The sequence below is a fragment of the Bradyrhizobium manausense genome (genome assembly GCF_018131105.1).
GTDB classification, from domain to species: domain Bacteria; phylum Pseudomonadota; class Alphaproteobacteria; order Rhizobiales; family Xanthobacteraceae; genus Bradyrhizobium; species Bradyrhizobium manausense_B.
Map to the genome: position 1 here is coordinate 3416564 of NZ_JAFCJI010000001.1, position 21011 is coordinate 3437574.

General features: G+C 63.7%; 11 protein-coding genes and 1 pseudogene. 2 read left to right on the forward strand and 10 right to left on the reverse strand.

Annotation, left to right across the window (positions count from 1 at the left end):
• Nucleotides 1-30 precede the first annotated feature (30 nt).
• The 5 genes and pseudogenes from JQ631_RS16380 to JQ631_RS16395 all read right to left on the reverse strand — a co-directional run bounded on the left by JQ631_RS16380 (nucleotide 31) and on the right by JQ631_RS16395 (nucleotide 12486).
• Nucleotides 31-1446, reverse strand: a complete 1416-nt coding sequence (locus JQ631_RS16380; RefSeq protein ID WP_212327634.1) for an amidase — start codon at nucleotides 1444-1446, stop codon at nucleotides 31-33.
• On the reverse strand, nucleotides 1443-1640 hold the full coding sequence (locus JQ631_RS16385; RefSeq protein WP_212327635.1) for a hypothetical protein: 198 nt from the start codon (nucleotides 1638-1640) through the stop codon (nucleotides 1443-1445). The genes JQ631_RS16380 and JQ631_RS16385 overlap by 4 nt, the downstream gene beginning before the upstream one ends.
• Nucleotides 1637-1768 (reverse strand): annotated as a pseudogene (locus JQ631_RS32330) (dipeptide/oligopeptide/nickel ABC transporter ATP-binding protein); the annotation flags it as partial. The pseudogene JQ631_RS32330 and the gene JQ631_RS16385, both read right to left, overlap by 4 nt.
• Nucleotides 1769-1856: 88 nt before the next feature.
• Complete coding sequence (locus JQ631_RS16390; RefSeq protein WP_212327636.1) at nucleotides 1857-4088, reverse strand: CHASE2 domain-containing protein; 2232 nt, start codon at nucleotides 4086-4088, stop codon at nucleotides 1857-1859.
• Between the two features lie 124 nt (nucleotides 4089-4212).
• The gene (locus JQ631_RS16395) at nucleotides 4213-12486 is read right to left on the reverse strand and encodes a FecR domain-containing protein (protein ID WP_249160313.1); all 8274 of its coding nucleotides are present in this window, start codon (nucleotides 12484-12486) and stop codon (nucleotides 4213-4215) included.
• 620 nt (nucleotides 12487-13106) lie between these two features.
• Here JQ631_RS16395 and JQ631_RS16400 point away from each other — a divergent pair.
• Nucleotides 13107-13838 (forward strand): transglutaminase-like cysteine peptidase, encoded by a 732-nt coding sequence (locus tag JQ631_RS16400; RefSeq protein WP_212327637.1) that lies wholly within the window; start codon nucleotides 13107-13109, stop codon nucleotides 13836-13838.
• An 81-nt stretch (nucleotides 13839-13919) separates the two neighbouring features.
• Complete coding sequence (locus tag JQ631_RS16405; RefSeq protein ID WP_212327639.1) at nucleotides 13920-15035, forward strand: lysozyme inhibitor LprI family protein; 1116 nt, start codon at nucleotides 13920-13922, stop codon at nucleotides 15033-15035.
• Between the two features lie 52 nt (nucleotides 15036-15087).
• On the opposite strand, the gene JQ631_RS16410 is transcribed toward JQ631_RS16405, so the two are convergent.
• The 5 genes from JQ631_RS16410 to JQ631_RS16430 all read right to left on the reverse strand — a co-directional run bounded on the left by JQ631_RS16410 (nucleotide 15088) and on the right by JQ631_RS16430 (nucleotide 21009).
• Nucleotides 15088-16287, reverse strand: a complete 1200-nt coding sequence (locus tag JQ631_RS16410; protein WP_212327640.1) for an ABC transporter substrate-binding protein — start codon at nucleotides 16285-16287, stop codon at nucleotides 15088-15090.
• A gap of 128 nt (nucleotides 16288-16415) precedes the next feature.
• On the reverse strand, nucleotides 16416-18254 hold the full coding sequence (locus JQ631_RS16415) for an AMP-dependent synthetase/ligase (protein WP_212327641.1): 1839 nt from the start codon (nucleotides 18252-18254) through the stop codon (nucleotides 16416-16418).
• A 56-nt stretch (nucleotides 18255-18310) separates the two neighbouring features.
• Nucleotides 18311-19099: an ABC transporter ATP-binding protein gene (locus JQ631_RS16420; protein ID WP_212327642.1), complete on the reverse strand. Its 789-nt coding sequence runs from the start codon at nucleotides 19097-19099 to the stop codon at nucleotides 18311-18313.
• A 3-nt stretch (nucleotides 19100-19102) separates the two neighbouring features.
• Entirely contained in the window at nucleotides 19103-19861 is a 759-nt protein-coding gene (locus JQ631_RS16425; RefSeq protein ID WP_212327643.1) for an ABC transporter ATP-binding protein, read from the reverse strand.
• On the reverse strand, nucleotides 19858-21009 hold the full coding sequence (locus JQ631_RS16430) for a branched-chain amino acid ABC transporter permease (protein WP_212327644.1): 1152 nt from the start codon (nucleotides 21007-21009) through the stop codon (nucleotides 19858-19860). Before JQ631_RS16430 ends, JQ631_RS16425 begins: the two co-directional genes overlap by 4 nt.
• Between the last annotated feature and the right edge of the window lie 2 nt (nucleotides 21010-21011).

The window sequence follows — 21011 nt, forward strand, 5'->3', positions numbered from 1 at the left end:
GGGATGCCCGCCCCGTCCCCCGCCGTTCCCTCAGGACGGCAGCTTGGGGACCCGGTCGTGGTAGTCGGTGACGCGCTGGAACGCGGCGCCGATGGTGAGCAGGGTCGCTTCATCGAAGGAGCGGCCGATCAGCTGCATGCCGACGGGCAAGCCGTTTTGGGTGAACCCGGACGGCACCGTCAGCGACGGCAGGCCCAGAAAATTCACCGGGCGGGTGAACAGCGTCAGCCGTTGCAACAGCACCGGCGCGTTCGGTCCGCCGCCGACGTCGCTCTCCTCGATCGTCGGCGCCGGGATGGGCGAGGCCGGCGCGATGATCGCATCGACGCCAGCAGCGGCCGCATTGTGCGCGGCGAGCGCCGGGCCACGCCACCGCATCGCCTCCAGATACGTGATGGCGGGAACGGCGAGGCCGTTCTGAAGCCGCATCAGCGTCTGCGAGCCATAGTCCTGCGGCCGCTCGATCATCCAGCGCTTGTGGAAGGCGGCCGCCTCCGCGGCGAGCACGAGCTGGCTCGCCGCTGACAATTGCCGCTGATCCGGCAGCTCGACCTTGACGATGTCGGCGCCTTCGCGCTTGAGCACAGCGATGGTCTCGTCCAGCACGCGCGCGACCTCGCCGTCGAGATCGTCGACATAGAACGACGCGGGCACCCCGATCCTGAGGCCCTTCAGCGAGCCCTTTGTGGCTGCGACATAGTCCGACAGCGGCTCATGGCTGGTGGTCGAATCTTCGGGATCGAGCCCAGCCATCAGCGCCAGCAGCAGCGCGCAGTCTTCTGCGGTGCGCGCGAGCGGGCCGACCGTGTCGAGCGATTGCGACAGCGGCATCGCGCCGGCGCGGCTGACGCGGCCGACCGTGGTCTTCAGCCCCGTGACGCCGCAGAAATGCGCGGGCATGCGGATCGAGCCGCCGGTGTCCGAGCCGAGCGCCGCGAAGTTCAGGCGCGCCGCGACCGATGCGCCGGAGCCCGACGACGAGCCGCCGGTGATATGCGCGACGTTCCAGGGATTGTGCACCGGGCCGTAATGGGCGTTGTGGCCGGTCGGGCCGTAGGCGAACTCGGCCAGATGCAGCGTGCCGAGCCTGATCTGACCGGCGTCCTTGAGGCGCTGCAAGGCGGTCGATGTCACCGTCGGTACGAAATCGCGGCGGATCAGCGAGCCGCAGGTCGCGACCTTGCCCGCATCGTAATACATGTCCTTGTGCGCGAGCGGCACGCCATGCAGCGGACCGCGAACCGTGCCCTTGGCAAGATCGGCGTCCGCGGCGTCGGCCGCCTTCAGCACGGCTTCCGACTCGATCGACATGAAGGCGTTGAGATGCGGCTGCCATTGCGCAATGCGGTGCAGCAGCGCGCGCGTCACCTCATGCGAGGAGACCTGCTTCATCGCGATCGCACGCGCGACCTCGGTGAGCGACATCAAGGCGGGTTCACGGCTCATTTCGACACCTTCGCGGCTTGCGCGAGCGGATAGAGCGCGGGCTCGAGGTCGAACGGCAGCGTGCCGGCGATGGCGGCAAAGCCCTCGAAGGCAGGTCCGAGGGAATTGGAGATGCGCGTCGCAATCTCCTCGTTCACGGGAACACCGGCGATCTGTGCCGTCGCCTGGATTTCTTTTGTCGTTGGTCTCGTCATGCGATTTCCTCTCCCGGCGCGCGGCTATGGCCCATGACCATCCAGCACGCGGCTTCGTGGCCCATCTTATCGGGTGCCGTGAGATTTGGTGTCGCATTTGCGCAGAGCGGCTGCGCAAATGGCGGCGGCCTGCGGAGGCGACGGGCGGCGTCAAATACGGCCGTCGTCCTGGCGACAGCTCTATTGAGGCGCCGGCTCGCCCCGCAGGTCCATCCCCTACTTCGTCAGCAGCGCATACGCCCCGGTCCAGCCCTCCGGCGGCGGGTTGATCTTGAATTCCTTGATGCGGGCTTCGTAGAGCTTGAACAGCTTTTCCAGCGTATCGGCGTCCTCGCTGCGGCGGCCGCGTTCGATGGCGTCCAGTGCGCCCTGCCAATCGCAGCTGCGGTAGCAGCCGAGCATCTCGATGGTGATATTGCGAAGGCGCTGGAACGCGCCCGACTGCATCACGTCCTCGCGTCCGGCGATGGCATAGATCACCTCCGGCTCGGTCTTGCCCTTGACCATGATGAAATCGAGCTCGAGGATCGCGAAACTGTCCTTGGCGGCGAGCGCGGTGCGGGAGCCGACGATGATCGGGAATCCGTATTCCTTGGTCTGGCCTTCGAGGCGTGAGGCCAGGTTCACGCTGTCGCCGAGCACCGAATAATTCTTCTTCAGGTCCGAACCCATGTTGCCGACCACGCCGATGCCGGTGTTGAGACCGATACCGACATTGAGCGGAATGTAGATGTGGCCGCCGTCGGCGGCTTCCTGCTCGCGCTCCTTGTTGACCAGGTCGATCTTCTCGAGCATCTGGATCGCCGCCTCGCAGGCGTTGACCTGGTGCCTGGAATCGTCGAGCGGCGCATTCCAGAACGCCATGATGGCGTCGCCCATATATTTGTCGACGTAGCCCTTCTCTTCGATGATCACGTCGGTGAGCGGCGTCAGGAAGCGGTTCATCAGCATGATGAGCCCTTGCGGATCCTGCTTGTAGCTCTCAGAGATCGTGGTGAAGCCACGCACGTCCGAGAACATGATCGTCATCTCGCGCTCTTCGCCGCCGAGCACGACCTTTTCCGGCGACTGCGCCATCTGCTCGACCAGAACCGGCGACATGTATTGCGCGAAGATGCCGCGGATCTCCTTCCGCTGCCGCTGCTCGCGCACGAAGCTCGCGAAGATGAAGGTCAGGTAGATCGCCGTCGTCGACAGCAGCGGATAGGTGAAGTCGATGAGATAGCGGTGCTGCGAGTAGAAGAACCAGGACGTGCCGATCAGGACGGCGCCGAACATCGCACCCGCAAGCACCAGCCGGACGGGGCCGAGATTCGGCGTGAAGATGATGACGAGGATGCCTATGATCATCGCAGTGAGCAATTCGACGCCGAGCGCGTAGTTCGGCCGTGAGATCGCGGCGCCGCTCAGGACGCCTTCGAGCACCTGAGCGTGAATCTCGACCCCTGGCATGGCGCGCGACACCGGCGTCGTCTTGATGTCGTTCAGGCCGACCGCGGAGGTACCGATCAGCACCAGCTTGCCGTTGATCTTGCTCGGCGACACGGTGTTGTCGAGCACGTCGGCCGCCGAGACGTAGATCGACGGATCTTGCCGGGCATAATGCACCCAGAGCTGACCGTTCTCGTCCGTCGGGATCTCGACACCCTTGAGACGAACGGCGCGTATGCCGGTCTTGTCGGTCCGCACCAGCAGTGTCGGGGTCCCCGTGACGACCCGCAGGATCTCGAGACTGAGCGAGGGCATGATGTTGCCCTGCGCGAGCATGACCATCGGCACGCGCCGGATCAGGCCGTCGCGCTCGGTCCTGATCGTGAACAGGCCGCGTCCGGCGGCGACCTTCTCGATGACGGGCACGTTGCGCAAGAGACCCGGGAATTCGAACAGAAAGCGCTCGGCTCCCGCTTCACCGACCGTTGCCACGCCGGTGAAGGGAAGCTCCCTGTCGATCTCCGACGTGACCGCCGACTGCCCGGTCTCGCCCAGCACCACGCGCGAGCGCTTGATCGCTTCGGAGAGGACCTGGTCGTTGCTCGGCAGTTCGCGCAGCCTGGTACGCGTGGCGTCGTCCAGATAGCGCATCTGGCTCGCGACCAGATCGGGATTGAGCCGGTCGGGCTCGGAAAACACCACGTCGAATCCGATCGCCACCGCGCCGTTGTTGGTGAGGTTGATGATCATGTCCGCGATGCGCGTGCGCGACCACGGCCACTGACCGAACCTGGCAAGACTCTTGTCGTCGATGTCGACGATGGCGACCGGCCGCACCGTCTTGTGACGGGGATCGATCAGCTGAAACATGTCGAAGGTGCGCAGCCGCAGCTCCTGGACCGGCGGCGGGTCCCAGAGCCGAATGACCGCAAACACGATCAGCAACCCAAGGCACACCAGCCGCGCAAAGCCGAACTTTTGCGCGAACCACCGGCGCCAGATTTTGAGACGTCTCATGCTGGTCGAGTTTCCCGCAGCCCGTCTTCGGCCAATATCGGGCCGACAATACGCAATCGGTTATGCCTTTGATACCGGAATCCGCCGCGGACTGAGGCCGCCGCCGACCCGGCTCGAATGGTCGTCAGGCGTGGTTCGCAAGGATGAAATCGCTCGCATGCAGACTGCTCGCGACGAGCTTTTTCAGCAGGATCGACTGATGATCGTCGAGCGTAACCAGCGCGTCACTCGCCTGCTGCGTGATGACGATGTCGCCGAAGGACTTGATGTCCGTGAACGCGTGCAGATCGATCTTGTCCTGGCCCACCTCGAAATCGACGATCGTGTTCTGGACCGAATGCGTCGAATTCGTAAAGGTAAACTGGTCCTGTCCGCTGGTCCCGACGAGGATAGGAGCCGTAGGCGGATCGACGACCAGCGTGCCGCCGTTACCGTCGCTGACGAAATGGAAGCTGTCGATGCTGTAGCTGCCGGCGAACTTGATGATCGCGGTGTCGGTCCCGTCGCTCAGCGTCAGCGCGCCGCCGAGATGGTCGGCATTCTCACTGTAGCTCACCCCGGTCAAGGTCGAGAAGCCGATGTCCTTGAGGTCGAGCAAGTCCGAATTGGCGACGGTGCCGTCGCCGGCAAAGCCGTTAACGACGCCGGTGAAATCGGCGGCATGCTGGATCGCGAGCGTGCCGGTGGTTCCGCTGCCGTTGGCGAAGGTCACGACCTGCGACGAAGCCTCGCTGAGGTTCAGCACCGAGCCGCTCTCGATCGTCATCGGCGCCTCGGCGAGCGGGTCGTAAACGGTGGTGCCGCCATGACCGTCGCTCTGAAGGTGCCAGTTCACGTCCCTGCCGAGGAACGACAGGGTGACGTTCGTCGTGCCGTTATAGAAGCCGACGGTGGTGATGTTCGTGTCCGCGTTGTAGTTGGCCTGCGCCGACATCGTGGACGTCCAGGCGAGATCCTTCAGGTCGATCAGATTGTTGGACGAGAGCGAGGCTCCGGCCGGAGAACCCGAGATCAGTCCATGGAAATCCCTGGACTCGTCGAGGATCAGGTTGCCGAGCCCGTTGTCGTAATAGACCGTGATTCCCGACACCGAGCCCTCGATCTCCACGACGGCCTTGTTCGAGATCTCGATCGCACCGGTGCCGGTGATGTCGCCCTTGATGTCGATCGTCGACACGTCGTTTCCGGAGAACGGGCCGGCCTCGATCAGACCGTTCAGGACGACCTCACCTTTCACGGTAAACACGGTGCCGGGTTCGGTCAGCAGCGTCACGCCGGAGGCGACGGTGAGGTCCTGGATCGTGACGCTTCCCGTGCTGTCGACGGTGTAGCTTCCGGGCGCATCGAGCTTGACGTCGTAGCTGGCCGCCGGCACGCCCACGCTCCAGTTCGACGCCGTATTCCAATCTCCGCTGGCCGAATTGATCCAGTGGTCGACCGGAACCAGCTCGACGGTGGTGCCGCCATTGCCGTCGCTGCTCGTGATGAAATGGGCGTCACTGTAGTCGCCGATGAGCTTGAGCGTGATGCTGTGATTGTGGGTATCGCTCACGACGAGATTGCCGGTCGCCGAGTTGTAGACGGCCGTGGTCCCGCTGTCCCAGGTGACGGTCGACAGGTCGATCTTCTCATTGGCCGCGAAGCCGGCGATCGAACCGCCGAAACTCGCGGTATCGACCTCGAGTTCGGCACCGGCGCCCGCGAAAGTGACGGTCTGCGACACAATGGCATCGAGATAAAGCGTCGCACCGGCATCGATCGTAACCGAGCCGGAGCCGGACAGGGAGCCGAACAGCGAGAGGGTCCCGTCGGTGTGGATCTCGATCGTGTTGGTGTTGACGATTTTGCCCGTGATCGAGGTGGCTCCCCAGCTCTCGATCTTGCCCGAATTGGCGATGCCAAAGGTCAGCCCATCCGCACTCGAGATCGAGGCGCCATCGAGCAAATCGATTTCGCCGGCATTATCGATCGTGGACAGGGTACCGAACACGCTGGTCCCCGAAACCGTCCAGGTGCCGCTGCTTTCGTTATCGAAAGTCGCGCTCGCAACCGAGATGTTGCCGTTGATATGGCCGGTGTTGTTGATCTCGATCGCGCCGCCGGTCTCGAAGATCGCTGAGGTCGTCGAGGTGACGCTGGCGGCGTCGGGACCTATGGTGCCGGAATTGTCGATCGTCGCGGCGCCCGTCGTGTTCTCATGGATGGAGATCGCGGCAGAGCCGCCGGCACCAACCACCGACCCGGTGTTGGTGATATGCGTCGAGCCGGTGCCGTCCTTCACGACACTGATGCCGAACGAGGCGGTGCCGGTGATGTGCCCGTTGTTCGTGATGGTGACGTCGCCGTCGCCCTTGGCAACGACGTCGAGACCGACCGCTCCGGTCGCAGCTCCCCCGATCGTCGCGGAAATGTCGCCCGCCCCGGTCGCGCCGTCGTGCAGGACTATACCATCGCCGGCAGTGCCGGTGACATCGCCGACCGTCGTCAGCGAGATATTGCCGATGCCGTTCTGGGTGACGGCAATGCCGTTGTTCGCGCCGCTCAGCGTGCCGGTCGGCGTCAGCACGATGTCGCCGCGGCTGCCGATCGACCCTCCCGACGCCGTGAAGTCGAGCGCATCGCCCTGCGAGGTCGTGATATTGGCATTGCCGGTGACCGTGAAGGTACCGGCGGTCGTCGCCTGACCGGTGATGGTGCCGGTGAAGCCGTGGCTCGTCTTGTCGAGCTTGAGCGTATCGGCACCGCCCGCGAAGGTGACGGTCTGCGCGTTGGCGCCACCGAGTTCCAGCGTCGCCTGGTCGTCGATGACCAGCTGACCGGCTCCGGTCAGGCCACCGGAAAGGTTCAGCGTGCCGGCCTGCACCTCGATGGTGCCGGTGTTGGTGACGGCACCGGCGACGTTGTTGCTGCCCGAGACGCCGTAGAGATGACCAGAATTGTTCAGGCTGCCGCCGTTGATCGAGACGTCGGACAGATAGAGCTTCGACGTTCCGTCCACCGTGACCATTCCACCGCTATTGGTGACTGTCAGCGACGTCAGCTTGAGGATGCCTCCGCCCAGAGCCATGATGTCCGCGGTGTTGACGATCAGTTCGCCCGTGATGTCGAGCTCGCCATTGTTCGCCTGGATCAGATGGCTGTTGGTGATGGTGTGGAGCACGTCCGGATCGATCGTCAGCTTGCCGCTGGTGACCGTGATCGTGCCGGTGTTGGTGATGTCGGCACCGGTGATGGCGCTCGTGCCGACGGATTCCAGCGTGCCGGCAATGGTCAGCGTGCCGCCCTTGACGGTTGCGCTCGAGAGATCGAGCGTCGAACCGGACGCGACCGACACCGTGCCGCCGGTGTTGGTTACAATGTTCGAGATCAGCTTCAGCTGACCGTTATTGATCGCCGCCAGCGTGCCGGTATTGGTCACGGCCTCGCCATTGATGTCGAGCTCGCCGCCATTGGCCTGGATGGTGCCGCCGTCATTCGTGATCGCGGTCGCGGAGGTCGTCGCCACCAGCGCCAGCACGCCGCCGATCGCTTCGATGAGATACGTGTTCGATATATTCGCGTCGGTGATCGTCGTCGCCTTTGACGAAGCCAGCGTACCGGAGACGGACAGCGTGCCGCCCGTCAGGCTCGCACCGCTCAACGTCAGCTTGCTGCTCCCGTCGACCTTGACGGTGCCGTGATTGGTGATCGCGGTGCCCGCAACGGTCGCATCGTCAAGCGTCAGGGTGACGCCGCTTTCGACCGTGACGCCGCCCTTGTTCAAGGTGGCGTTGCCGTCGAGCTTGCTGCTGCCGGTGACGTCGATCGCACCGCCGGACAAGCCGTTGTAATTGTTGATGGTGCCGCCTGATATCTCGGTCCCCGACAGCGTCAGCGTCTGGCTGTCGTCGATAGTCACCGTGCCGCTGTTGGTCACGACATCGTTGAGCAGCGTCGCCGCGCCCGCGATCTCCAGCGTGCCATTGTTGGTGACCGGGCCGCCCTGGATCTTCGCACCGCCCTTGAGCTGGACCGTATTGTCGAGCTCGATGCTGGAATTGTCCGTGATGACGGAGCCCGACACCGTAATGCTGTCCAGCGTCAGCTTGGCGCCGGCCGTGACTGCACTCGTGCTCAGCGTCGCGCCGCCATCGATCCTGCTGGCGCCGGTGACTTGGATAGTGCCGCTGCCGTTGATCGTGCCGCCTGATATCTCCGTGCCTGACAGCGTCAGCGTCTGGCTGCCGTCGACGGTCACTGTGCCGTTATTCGTCACGACATCATTGAGCAACGTCGCCGCGCCGGCGATCTCCAGCGTGCCATTGTTGGTGACCGGGCCGCCCTGGATCTTCGCACCGCCCTTGAGCTGGACCGTATTGTCGAGCTCGATGCTGGAATTGTCCGTGATGACGGAGCCCAACACCGTAATGCCGTCCAGCGTCAGCTTGGCGCCGGCCGTGACTGCACTCGTGCTCAGCGTCGCGCCGCCATCGATCCTGCTGGCGCCGGTGACGTCGATCGCGCCGCTGCCGTTGATCGTGCCGCCTGATATCTCCGTGCCTGACAGCGTCAGCGTCTGGCTGCCGTCGACGGTCACTGTGCCGTTATTCGTCACGACATCGTTGAGCAGCGTCGCCGCGCCCGCGATCTCCAGCGTGCCGTTGTTGGTGACCGGGCCGCCCTGGATCTTCGCGCCGCCCTTGAGCTGGACCGTATTGTCGAGCTCGATGCTGGAATTGTCCGTGATGACGGAGCCGGACACCGCGATGCCGTCCAGCGTCAGCTTGGCGTCGGCCGTGACTGCACTCGTGCTCAGCGTCGCGCCGCCATCGATCCTGCTGGCGCCGGTGACGTCGATCGCGCCGCTGCCGTTGATCGTGCCGCCTGATATCTCCGTGCCTGACAGCGTCAGCGTCTGGCTGCCGTCGACGGTCACTGTGCCGTTATTCGTCACGACATCATTGAGCAACGTCGCCGCGCCGGCGATCTCCAGCGTGCCATTGTTGGTGACCGGGCCGCCCTGGATCTTCGCGCCGCCCTTGAGCTGGACCGTATTGTCGAGCTCGATGCTGGCATTGTTCGTGATCGTTGAGCCGGACACCGTGGTGCCGTCCAGCGTCAGCTTGGCATCGACCGTGACAGTAGCGACGCTGAGCGTGGCACCGTTGTCGATTGTGCTGGCGCCGGTGACGTCGATGCCGCCGTCGCCCGTGATGGCGCCGCCGCCGATCGTGGCGTCATCCAGCGTCAGGACGGCATTGCCGTCGATGATGACGTTGCCGCTCGAATTGTCGACCGTCGAGCCCTGATCGATCGCCAGTGCGCCGTCCAGGACTTCGATGGTGCCCGCATTGGTGACGGTCTCACCGCTCAGCGCATTGCCGGTACCGCTGGCATTGAAGAGGGCATTGTTGTTCAGGATGCCATCGCTGAGGACGGCATCGCCGGTGAGATCGATCTCGCCATTGACGGTGATCGTGCCGGCGCTCTGGAGACCGGCATTGAAGATGGGACCACCTTCGCCCTCGCCGTTCCCGGCACCGATCACGGCTCCGGCACCGATCGTCGCATCGTTGACGATCAGCTTCCCGGAAGCGTCGACGGTGATATGGCCGGCATTGGTGACGCTGGAGCCCTGATGGATCGTCAGCGAGCCATTTGCCAGCACCTCGATCAGACCGGTCGACGTGTTGTCGACGGACTCGGCGGCGAAGCTGGCCGTGCCCTTGACGTTGACCGCGCCCGAGTTGTTCAGCGTCCCGTTCTCGATCAGGCTGGTGCCGTCGAGCTCCAGCGTTCCGAGAATGGCGACGGTACCGCCGTCGATCGTCGCGCCATCGACGATCAGCGTCGCGTCGACGTCGGTCTTCAGCGTGCCGCCGGCATTGTGGATCTCAGCCAGCGTCTTCAGCGTGCCGCCGAACAGCTCGAGCGTGCCGGAATTGGTGATCGTGGTGCCGACGGCGAAATCGCCGCCGGCTTTGAGCGTCAGGTATCCGGCATTGGTAAAAACGCTGGTGTCCAGGATCTCGGCCAGGCCGCCGAGTGACATCGTGCCTGTCGCGGCGTTGGTGAAGATCGAGTCCGCGCTCATGTCGAGAGAACCCGCAATGGTCAGCGAGCTCTGATTGATCAGTTGCGGCGGCGGTCCGCCGAAATCATTCATCGTCACCGACTTGGCAAAGGCCGGCGCGTCGATCGTGGCCGGGAAAGACGGTGTCAGGCCGTGCAACTGATCCGTGATGACGATGACGTCGTCGTCGATGGTCGGAACGGTGCCGGTCGCCCAGTTCGCGGCGTCTTTCCAGGAGCCACCGGAGGGGGCGCCGTCCTTCTCGGTTGCGATCCACACCACGGCGGGCGCATCGGTACCGGTAATCGTCACGGTGATGGTCTGTTGCGCGGTCGCGCCGTGCTCGTCCGTGACCGTCACGGTGTAGACCAGCGTCAGCACTTCGTTCTTCGGAATGAAGTCGGCGAGATAGACCGGAAGGTCGGCCAGCGACCAGTTGACGGTCCCGGACCCGTCGCCGGTGCTGTCAGCGCCCGCGGCGATCGCAACGGACATCGCTTTCTGGAATTCCGCGAGCGGTCCGGGCGGAACAACGCTGCCATCGGGCAAGCTCGCGCTCGTCAGCGCCACCGCCACCGTGTGCGTGTCGGTGAGATCAACGTCGGCGAAGTTCAGCGTGCCTGAGGTGGACTCATCGCTGATGAGCGGGCCACCCGGCACGCTGGTGCCGCCCGAGAAGGTGATGGTGGGGACGCTGGTGGTGATCACAGGCTTGTCGTTAGTACCCGTGATCGTGATCGTGATCGGGATGGTCTTGGTTTCGGGCTGGATCGCGAAATTGTTGTCGACGCTGACATTGTAGGTCAGTGTCAGCGTTTCGCCGGCCCCCAGGAAGTCGAAGGCATGGTCGGGGACCGTGTAGGTCAGAACCGCCGAACCGTTGTTGTTGTTGCCGCCGTCGGCGGCGACGCCGATCTGGACCTGCGTCGCCGCGATGTCCTGCTTCTGCAAAGCAGTGAGCGAGGCGGTGACGTCATGATGGCCCGCGTCCTGATAGGTGTAGTTTGATGCATCGACGCTCACCGACACCGTCGGACGGTCACCGAGGTTCTGGTCGACGAAGGTGACCCGGAAGGTGATCATGTCGGGAGGCACGGGGGCGCCGGTCGTGTCCGCGAGATCGCCGGTCGCCGCCGCATGCTCGTTCGTCGCGAACGCCGTCGTCACATTACCGTTGGCATCGAGGGTGCGCGCGTCGGGCGGGCCGGGAATACGCTCGGCGGCCTTGTCGGGGCCACCCTGGCCCGGGCCGCTGCCGTTGTTGGTGACGGTGTTGGTGAAGGTCGCAGTCGCGGTCGCACCGCCCGCGGTCTTGATCAGGACGTTGTTGCCGTCCTGCGTGATGGTGTCGGTGAAGTTCGTGGTCAGCTTGGTGTTGGAGTTATTGTCCGTGAACTTCAGCGTGAACACGTCCGTGATCAGCTTCTGCACATCGGGCGACAGCAGCGCATTGGTGACCGAGACGTTGCCGCCGCTGATCTGGATCATCTGGCCGGCCTGGTTGACCGTCGCGATCGGCAGCAGCGTCAGCTTGTCGAACAGGATGTAGGAGCCGGTGGTGCCGTTCGGCTCGACCAGCACCTGGAAGTTCGCCTGCGGCTGCGGATCGCCGCCGCCCTGGGGAACAACGAAGTTGATCTCCGTCAGCACCGCCGTGCCGCGGATGCCCATGGTGGCAACCGGCGTGTCGATCTTCATGTCGCCGTGCTTGGCGGTGTCGCCGGCGACGAAGGTGATGGTGCCTGCGACCAGGCTGAGCAGCGAGGAATTGTTCGACCCGTTGGGGTCGTAGACCATCTCGTTCAGCACCATCCTCGCGTTGGAGGACAGGCCGAACACGGTGCCGTCGATGAAGGTCACGCCGAGCGTCGAGTCCGATCCGGTCGAGACCACGTCGCCCTTCTCGACGTTGTCGCCGTTGTTCAGGATGACCGAGACGCCGTTGCGGATCGCGGTCGCGCTGCCGGTGAGCTTGGTGACGTGGCCGATCACCTGCGCCGCGGCGGCGGCGGGCGCGGCCTGCGCAACCTGAACGTAGCCCGTGAGGGCGCTGACGATGTCGCCGGTGAGATGGGCGCCGTCGGGCGAGGCGATCGCCGCGCGCTTGTCGCCCCTGAAATAATCGTGAACGACGAACTCGTGGCCGTCATGGGACAGCACGAGATCGACGCCGGTGCGCTTGAACTCGCCGTGGAAGATCAGATTGGGGTCGGCAATGACGACCGCGCCGTCAGGCACGTGGCCGTGTGCCTTGGCGGTAAAGGAATCGACGTGGTCGGAGGCCGACGAGCGTAAGCCCTGGCCGTCCGAGGAGAGCGCGGCGTCAAATTTGCCAGCGTAATTCAACCAGGCACCGAAAAAGGGTTAATATTTAAGAAAGTATCCACCGCCTAAGCTTGCATATCATTACCAAGTCATTAGCGAAACCATCTATTGCTTGTGTGATTTGGCGTGACTTGGCTTGCGGCGACTATGCCTGCGGCGACATCCATAGAGAAACTGAAGTCAGTCTCACGGTCTCGGTGAATAGAGTCGCGTTTATTTGCGCATATTCCCCTGCGTCCCATGTATTCCAAAGTATTCATTCGACAGTAGACACTTGTGTCGTCTTTTCTTCGCAGTGCCCCGCGGCATCCTGCGGCAAATACGGAGCTAAATCTGTGACCCAACTAACAGAATCCGTAAAATAGCGGGCCGTTAGCCATAGAACGCAGAATCGATCGCTCCACAACCTCTGCCTGTAATTGATCCGATTTCGCGGCAGCCGGTCGCACCCCGCGTAGCCCGATTCGTAGAATTTTACGCAATTTGGGCGGGCCTTCTTCAGCCTGTCCTGCGGTTTTGGCGCCCCCGTCCCAGCGCATTAAGCAGAACAAAACGGCCCGTCTCGCACTATCTCCGCGAAAGCAACAAAGCCGGCACGTCGAGGTCGAGGGGGACCTGGCGAAGCCGCAAGGGGATGTCAGATGGAGACCGCCACTCACCGGCGTGCCTTGTGCGCCATCATTGCTCTATGCGGATTGATCCTGCTCGGATCTGTCGCCGATCTTCGCGCCGGCACATTGCTGTCGCCGGGCCCAGGCGTGCTCGTGCGCAAATCCGCCGAGCCGTTCGGCGTGTTCGCCTTCGCCATGTCCACCGGTGGCCTGCGACAGAAATGGTTCGCGCTGAAGGATCAGCTCGACGACGACATGGTGCAGCTCGCGCTGTGCGACGGCGATCGCGACCATTGCGCCTCGCCCGCGGCACTGAAGCTGCTCGCCATCGTCGACCAGGCCCGCACCCGAGACGGTCGCGCGCGGCTCGGCGAGACCAACCGTGCCGTCAACCTCGCCATCCGAGCCGCCGATGACGGCGCCGACGACGTCTGGAGCTCGCCGCTCGCGACTTTCGCGCGCGGCGCCGGCGACTGTGAAGACTATGCCATCGCCAAGCTCGCCGCGCTGCGGCTTGCCGGTGTCCCCGCGGAAGACCTCCGCATCGTCGTGGTGCGCGATGTCAGGGTCGGCGAAGATCATGCGGTCGTCGCGGCCAGGCTCGACGGCCACTGGCTGATGCTGGACAACCGCCGCATGGCGATGGTCGAGGACGACAACGCCCGCACCTACCAGCCGCTGTTCGTGCTCTACCAGGCGGCCGTGCTGAAATATGTCGCCGAGCCCGTGCAATTCTCGATGGCCATCCCCGAGGCGCATTGATCCCGGCGCAACTCCACAAACCCGTTTCGCCGCGCGATCCGGGACGCTAGCATGGCCACGGCAATGCTGGGGACATCTGGAATGCGGTCGATCGTGGTGACTGTGCTTGCGCTGCTGGCATTACCGGCGGCCCCAGGCTTCGCGCAATCCGCTCCCTCCATCGCCGACAGGCTGCCGCTGTTCGCCAGAAACAACTGCCAGCTGATCCGCGATCCCGGCAATCAATTGTTCTGCGGCGATGCCGAGCTTGCCGCCGCCGCCGAGAAGCTCTCCACGGCCATCGAGGCGCGGCTCGCCCGCCTGCCCGATCGCCTGCCCGCGATCGAGGAGAACGCGATCTGGAATCGCCAGCGCAATCTCGGCTGCGGCATCGTCGGCCAGACCGCGATCCGGGCTGAGGATTTCGATCGGGTGAAAGCCTGCCTGCTCAAGGTGACCGAGGATCGCGCCACGATCGTGCGCGACCCCGATTTCGACTGTCTCGCGGCGAATACGGCGGCCGGCGCGCTGATCTGCGCGGACCCGTCGCTGGCGCTGACCGAGACCGAGCTGAACAGCCAGGTGCTTGGCCTGATCGGCAAGCTGGACCCGACCGCGGCGCGCTTTGCTTTCGCCGAATACGGCCGCTGGACGCGCGAGCGCGATCGCAAGTGCAATCTGGTCGGCAAGGAGAACGTGCCGCCCAGCGAGCTCGGCTCGGCGGAAGATTGTCTCGCCGATTACCTGACGCGCGAGGCCGGCGAGATCGCGGCCGCCAAAGGCGATCCCAAGAAGGTGTTCGGCCGGCAGGTCGCAGCCAGGGAGCCCGACACCGACGCGGTCGATTTCTGCGCCGCGCGAATTCACGCCGCCAATTCGTGCGGCAATTTCCTCCGCATCAATCGCGTCTACGCACTCGACAGCCAGGTGACGGACCAGCAGGCGCAAGTCACCGGCGAGATCGAGATGGTGGTGCTGGCACCGTTCACCTCCTGCAGCAAGGTCGCCTCGACCTGCACCGGCACCTGCTGGGACGCCGGCACCGGCCGCCCGCAGCCAGCCGCTTCCAACAAGGAGCGCTCCGGCGCAGCCTTCAACGTCACGCGCCGGCTCAGGATCCAGCGCACGTTCGCGTTCGTCAAAGGCGCCGACGGCTGGCGCTGCCGCGAGGACGAGCTGGCCCCGGTGATTTCGGGGACGGCGAGCGGCGGATCGTAGACTGCCTCCTCCTCTGCCTCTCCCCGCTCTTCGCGGGGAGAGGCAGGAAGCATCAGAACATCAGATTGTCCTTCACCAGGACCCAGCGGCCGCCTTTCACCTGCTGCACCTGGGTGATGGTGTTGGCGAGGTGGTCGGTCTTGGAGAATTTGGTCGGCGGCGAGTTGAAGATGTCGAGGAACTTGTCACCCGATTCGAGGGAATCCATCATCTTCTGCCCGGTCAGATCCTTGCCGGCCTTGTTGGCGTAGAACGCAAACGTCATCACCGCGTTGTAGCCGATGATGGCCTGCGTGTTGGCGTCGGTGTTGAACATCTTCTTGTAGTTGATCAGCCAGTCGTGGACCTTGCCCTTGGCGGTGTCCTCATAGGGAATCTCGAAGCCCGACGCCGCGTACAGGCCCTCGACCGCGTCCTTGCCGAGCGTCGGCACCTCCAGCACGTTGGTGGGCGTCGCGCCGAGGAAGGTGACGTCCCAGCCGAGCTTCTTCGCCTCGCTCATCGCGCCGATGGTCTCGCGGATCACGGTGCCGAGCACGACGAGGTCGCAGCCATCGGACTTCATCTTGGCGACCTGCGCGCTGAAATCGGAAGCGCCGCGCTTGTAGCTGGTGATCGAGGCCGGCTGCAGCTTCATCGCCGTCAATTGCTGATTGAAGCCGTCGAGCACGTTCTTTCCGTACTCGTCATCCTGATGCATGATGCAGGGCTTCTTGAAATTCTTCCACTCCATCATGTATTTCAGCGCGGCCCGCGTGCTCTCGACGTAGGGCAGCAGATTGTTGAACTTCAGCCGCTCCTGCGGCTTGGCCGGATCGAACTTGAAGGTGAACTCCGCTGCCGTCAGCGGAAACAGCTGGAGCACGCCGGCATCGAACAGGATATCCTGTGCGGCCAGCACGGTCGGCGAGCCCATCGGGCCGATCATCGCGAAAATCTTGTCGCGCTCGACCATTTTCTGCGAGGCCAGCACGGCCTTCTTCGGATCGTAGCCGTTGTCCTCAAGGACCATCTTGATCTTGCGGCCCTGGATGCCACCCGCCGCGTTGATCTCCTCGACCGCCATCTTCATGCCGTTGGAGACCGGCACGCCCCAGACCTTGATCGGGCCGGACAGATCCTGATGGGTGCCGATGACGATCTCGTTGGCCGAGATGCCTTCATTGGTGACCTTGGTTTGCGCTAGGGACGGCTGACAGGTGAGCGCCATCGCACCCACAGCAAGGCCGAACGCTTTCAACGATCTCGACATTGACGTCTCCTCTCCTTGGGGCCCGTATGGACGCGAAGGGCGGGGCCATCACTCCTTCGCTGATTCTCTCTTGCGCATGCCCCTCGTCGGAAAACCGGTTCCCACTTTCCCGGGGGCATGCGCGCGCGCTACGCCACCGCGCGCTCGCGATACATCGCGTCGATCTCGGCGGCATAGCGCTTGTTCACGAAATTGCGCTTCAGCTTCATCGTCGGCGTCAGTTCCTCGTCCTCCGGGGTGAGCTGACGTTCGATCAGGTAGAATTTCTTGATGGTCTCGACGCGGGCGAAGTTGGCGTTGACGCCTTCGATCTCGCGCCAGATCAGTTGCTGGATTTCGCCGGCCCGGCACAGGCTGGCGTAGTTGGTGAAGGGGATATCGTTGTCCTGGGCGAATTTCTCGACGTTCTCCTGGTCGATCATCACGAGGCAGGTCAGGTACGGCCGCTTGTCGCCGATCACGACGGCGTCCGAGATATAGGGCGAGAATTTGAGCTGGTTCTCGATCTCCGACGGCGTGATGTTCTTGCCGCCTGATGTGATGATGATGTCCTTCATCCGGTCGGTGATACGGACGAACCCCTCGTTGTCGATGGTGCCGACGTCGCCCGTGCGCAACCAGCCGCGATGGTCGATGGTCTCCGCCGTCTTCTCCGGCTGGTTCAGATAGCCCATGAACAGGAAGTCGCCCTTGATCAGGATCTCGCCGTCGGGCGACAGCGCGACCTCGCCCCACGGCACGGCCGTGCCGACCGAACCGAGCTTGATGCGCGCGCCCGGCATCATGGTCGCAACGCCGCAATTCTCGGTCTGGCCGTAGACCTCGTGGATGTCGATGCCGAGCGCGAGATACCACCGGATCAGATCAGGGGCGATCGGTGCCGCGCCGGTGAAGGCGATGCGGCAACGGTCGAGCCCGATCATGCGGCGGATATTGCGGAAGGCGAATTGATGAGCGACGCGATTGGCAATGCGCAAACCGAGCGGCGGCACGTTGCCTTCGATCCGGCAATCGACCATCCGATAGCCGATCGCGATGGCGCGGCGATAGACCCATTGCTGGAGCGGCGTCGCGTCCTTCAGCGCGATGGTAATGGCGGAATAGAACTTTTCCCAGATCCGCGGCACCGCGAGGAAAACGGTCGGCTGCACCTCGCGCAGATTGTCCGGCACGGTCTCCGGGCTTTCGGCAAAGTTCATCACCGAGCCGAGCGCGACCGAGATGTAATAGCCGCCGACGCGCTCGGCGACGTGGCAAAGCGGCAGGAAGATCAGCCGGTCCTCATCCTCGCGCGCCGGGATGAAGTCGTTGGCGTGTCGCATTTGATGCGTGACGCTGCGGTTGGCGTGCATTGCGCCCTTCGGCGGGCCCGTCGTGCCTGACGTGTAGACCAGCACAGCGAGATCGTCGGCATTGCGGCTGTCGATCATCTCTTGCCAAAGCGCCTCACGGCCGACCATGTGATTGCGGCCGAGCGCGCGAAACTCGTCAAGCGACATCACCATGTCGTCGGAGAAGCCGCTGAGCCCTTCCATGTCGAACACGACGATCCGTTGCAGGCTGGGGCAGCGGGCGCGGCAGGCCAGGATCTTGTCGAGTTGCTCCTCGTCCTCCGCGAAGATCACCCGCGTCGTGGAATCGTTGATGAGATATTCGACCTGGGTCGATGCGTCGGTCGGATAGATGCCCGAAGAGACGCCTCCGGCGCACAGGATACCCATGTCGGCATAGATCCACTCGGGCACGGCGTTGGCGATGATGGAGGCGACGTCACCGGGCCTGAAGCCAACGGCGCGAAGGCCGTAGGCGATTTCCCTGGAGGTCTGCAGCCATTCCCGCCAACTCGTCGGCTGCCAGATGCCGAACTTCTTCTCGCGGATTGCAGGCCTTTCGCCGCGCACCTCTGCCGCGCGCAAAAAGCTCTTTGCGATCGTATCAGCGACCGTCAGCACCGCCGGTCGGGCCATGCGCGTCTCCTCCTTGTCGCTCAGTTCGTCATCGCCAGCTCATCATCGCCAAGTCTTCACCGCCACGTCTTCTTCTTTTTCCAACGCCGCTCGCCTCGCGCGCCGGCTTCCTTGGCGCCAAGGTAGAATTCCTGGATATCCTGGGAATGCATCAAGCGGTCGCAGCTGTCGTTCATCACGACGCGGCCGATCTCCAGCACATACCCATAATGCGCGGTCTCCAGCGCCACCCGCGCATTCTGCTCGACCAGCAGGATCGACATCCCCTGCTCCTCGTTGACGCGGCGGATGATCGTAAAAATCTCCTTCACCAGGATCGGCGACAGGCCGAGCGACGGCTCGTCGAGCAGCAACAGCGTCGGCCTGTTCATCAGCGCGCGCCCGATCGCGAGCATCTGCTGCTCGCCGCCGGAGAGCTGGCCGGCCGGCTGGTTGATGCGCTCCTTCAGTCGCGGGAAGTAGCCATAGACCCGCTCCATATCTTCCGCCACGCCATCACGATCGCTGCGCGGAAAGGCCCCCATCATCAGGTTCTCGCGCACCGAGAGGAACGGGAACACCTCGCGCCCCTCGGGCACATGGCTGAGGCCAAGGCGCACGATGCGATCGGCCTCCATGCGCTGGATCGGCTTGCCCATGAACTCGATCGAGCCTTTTTGCGGATCGAGAATGCCCGAGATGGTCTTGAGCACTGTGGTCTTGCCGGCGCCATTGGCCCCCAGCAGCGTGACGATGCGGCCGCGGGGCACCTCCAGCGAAATGCCGCGGATCGCCATGATCGGCCCGTAATAGCTCTCGATGTTGGAGAGTTTCAGGATGATATCGGGCGCCACGGTCGCATCCATGCGTCAGGCTCCCAGATACGCGGCGACGACGTCGGGGTGCTGCTGGACTTCAGCAGGCGATCCCGTCGCCAGCACCCGGCCGTAGTTCAGCGCGATGACGCGATCGGAAACGCGGTTGACCAGCGACATGTCGTGCTCGACCATCAGCACGGTGACGCCGAGCTCGCTCTTCATGTCGCGGATCCAGAACGACATGTCGTCGGTCTCCTCGACGTTCAGCCCCGAGGACGGCTCGTCGAGCAGGATCAGCTTCGGCTCCGAGCACAGCGCACGCGCGAGCTCGATCACCTTGCGCACGCCGTAAGGCAGGCCCGAGATCAGCTTGTCGCGGTAAGCCTCGAGATCGAGGAACTCGATCACCTGCTCGACCCTTCGGCGGTGCACCTTCTCATTGGCACGCACGCTCGGCAGGAACAGCAATTCCTGCCAGAGCTGCGTGGTGGAATGCCGGTGGCGGCCGACCAGGAGGTTTGACAGCACGGTCGCATTCTCGAACAGCTCGATGTTCTGGAAGGTGCGGGCGATGCCGAGCTTTGCGATATCGTAAGGCGGCTCTTCCGTGATGTCCTGGTCCTCGAAGAAGATGCGCCCCGAGGTCGGCCGGTAGATCCGCGAGATCAGATTGAAGATCGAGCTCTTGCCGGCGCCGTTCGGACCGATGATCGAGAGGATCTCGCCCTTCTCGACCGCGAACGACACCGCATCGACGGCCTTCAGGCCCCCGAAATGCAGCGAAAGGTTCTCGGCGCGAAAATAGCTCATCGGTTCCGCTCCGACTTCACGTAGATCTTCTGTCGCTTGAAGGTCGAGCGTTTGTAGAGCGGGAACAGCTGGAAGAAGAGCTTTATTTTCAGCCAGCGGCCGTAGATGCCGAGCGGCTCGAACAGCACGAACAGCATGATGATGATGCCGTAGATCGCGCCCTTGAGCCCGTTCAGCGAGGCAAAGGCCGCGACCTTGGACTGGATGTTGCCCGCAGTCGCCGAGCCCGCCCCGAACGTCGCGGCGATGCCGGCGATGATTCCGGGCATGTCGTCCTTGAGGTAGGTCAGGAACGGATCGATCATCACGATGAAGATCGCGCCCAGCACCGCCCCATGCAGGCTGAAGGTGCCGCCGATCAGGATCACGATGATGAACTCGATCGAGAGCTGGAGCGTGAACATCTCCGGCGAGATGAAGGAGAGCTTGTGCGCGAACAGGACGCCGGCAAAGCCTGTTATCGCTGCCGAGATCGCAAACGACTTCACCTTGTAGAGCGCGACATTGACGCCCATGCTGCGCGCCGCCGTCTCGCTGTCCCGGATCGCGACGAAGGCGCGGCCCGTCGGCGAACGCAGCAGGTTGAGCGTGCCGACGATGGTCAGCACCAGCACCGCAAGGCAGAGGAAATAGAAGGTCGGACTGTCGCGCGAGACCGTCACGCCGAGCAGCGACAGCGCCTTGACCCGCATGCCTTCATTGCCGTTGGTGACGCTTTCCCAGCGCGCCAGAATTTCCTCGACGATGAAGGCGAAGGAGATCGTGGCGATGACGAGATAGATGCCCTGGAGGCGCAGCGCGGGAAAGCCGACCAGCGCCCCGACGCAGCCGGTCAGGATGCCGGCGGTGAGGAAATAGACGGGAAAGGGTACGTTGTATTTCTGCAAGTACGCCGCCGTATAGGCGCCGATCGCGAGGAACGCGGCGTGTCCCAGCGAGGCCTGCCCGGTAAAACCCGTCAAGATCAGCAGCGCCACGCCGACGGTGGCATAGATGCAGACGAAGACCAGCTGGCTCATCAGATAGCTGGAGAGCACGTAAGGCGCGATCAGCAGCACCGCGAGCAGAAGACCGTAGGAGACGACGTAGCCCGAATGCGGGAACAGCCTGATGTCGTCCTCATAGTCGGTCTTGAACAGGAAGCGCATGC

Coding starts and splice junctions, on each gene's coding strand:
- JQ631_RS16380 (WP_212327634.1), bottom strand. CDS start 1,446: ATGAGCCGTGAACCCGCCTTGATGTCGCTCACCGAGGTCGCGCGTGCG.
- JQ631_RS16385 (WP_212327635.1), bottom strand. CDS start 1,640: ATGACGAGACCAACGACAAAAGAAATCCAGGCGACGGCACAGATCGCC.
- JQ631_RS16390 (WP_212327636.1), bottom strand. CDS start 4,088: ATGAGACGTCTCAAAATCTGGCGCCGGTGGTTCGCGCAAAAGTTCGGC.
- JQ631_RS16400 (WP_212327637.1), top strand. CDS start 13,107: ATGGAGACCGCCACTCACCGGCGTGCCTTGTGCGCCATCATTGCTCTA.
- JQ631_RS16405 (WP_212327639.1), top strand. CDS start 13,920: ATGCGGTCGATCGTGGTGACTGTGCTTGCGCTGCTGGCATTACCGGCG.
- JQ631_RS16410 (WP_212327640.1), bottom strand. CDS start 16,287: ATGTCGAGATCGTTGAAAGCGTTCGGCCTTGCTGTGGGTGCGATGGCG.
- JQ631_RS16415 (WP_212327641.1), bottom strand. CDS start 18,254: ATGGCCCGACCGGCGGTGCTGACGGTCGCTGATACGATCGCAAAGAGC.
- JQ631_RS16420 (WP_212327642.1), bottom strand. CDS start 19,099: ATGGATGCGACCGTGGCGCCCGATATCATCCTGAAACTCTCCAACATC.
- JQ631_RS16425 (WP_212327643.1), bottom strand. CDS start 19,861: ATGAGCTATTTTCGCGCCGAGAACCTTTCGCTGCATTTCGGGGGCCTG.
- JQ631_RS16430 (WP_212327644.1), bottom strand. CDS start 21,009: ATGCGCTTCCTGTTCAAGACCGACTATGAGGACGACATCAGGCTGTTC.